Origin of the sequence: Veillonella sp. CAG:933 (assembly GCF_000431435.1) — a bacterium.
GTDB lineage: Bacteria > Bacillota > Negativicutes > Veillonellales > Veillonellaceae > Veillonella_A.
This window is the reverse complement of the sequence record NZ_HF986102.1, coordinates 1-699: the sequence shown is the minus strand read 5'-3', so window position 1 is coordinate 699 and position 699 is coordinate 1. Positions and strand designations below refer to the sequence as shown.

1 tRNA gene is annotated in these 699 nt (G+C 33.5%); it reads left to right on the top strand.

The features are described 5' to 3' along the window. The first annotated feature begins 268 nt into the window (after positions 1 to 268). Positions 269 to 344, top strand: a tRNA-Thr gene (locus QZL64_RS00305). The last annotated feature ends 355 nt before the right edge of the window (positions 345 to 699 follow it).

Below are 699 nucleotides of genomic sequence, written 5' to 3'. Positions count from 1 at the left end.
AAATTACCAACTCAAAATGTCCTATAACCCTAGAATTTAATATTGATTAATAAAAATGACTGCAACGAAAATGCTAATTAACATATTCGTTGCAGTCGTTCATTTTGGGAATATTTGAAGTAGTATCACGTAGTTTTGAGGTGACAATATGCGATGACAATGTGATATTTTAGTCTACTTCAAAATTCATGAAGCTTAATATTTCAACCTTTTACGCCAACATTCTTGACGTTTTGTCAAAAATCCGCTAAAATAACTAAGTAGTCATGCCGGCATAGCTCAGTTGGTAGAGCGGCTCATTCGTAATGAGTAGGTCGTAGGTTCAAGTCCTATTGTCGGCTCCAGTATTTTTTAAAATTTAGAGAAATATTTCAAATTGCTGATAAATACAGTAATCATAAGCATTTGTGATTCTGTTCAGTGCTTTGAAATATTTCTCTTTTTTTCTTATTCACAGGAAGCACGCCCATTTTTTCGCCCATTATTTTTACCCATTAGAGTATTAAGCTCTAGTGGGCAAAATAACTTTACGATTCAAACTTACGTTTTCTATAATTTTCCTTAACATCGCCCACAGAAAGCCAGCCATTGATTTCGAACAAGCCGTCTTCCATCTCGATTAATTTCATCAGTCGTTTTTTCTGTATTTCTTTATATTCTTCTGATTCTAGAGTTATAGGACAAAAAGTGTGTGTAGAA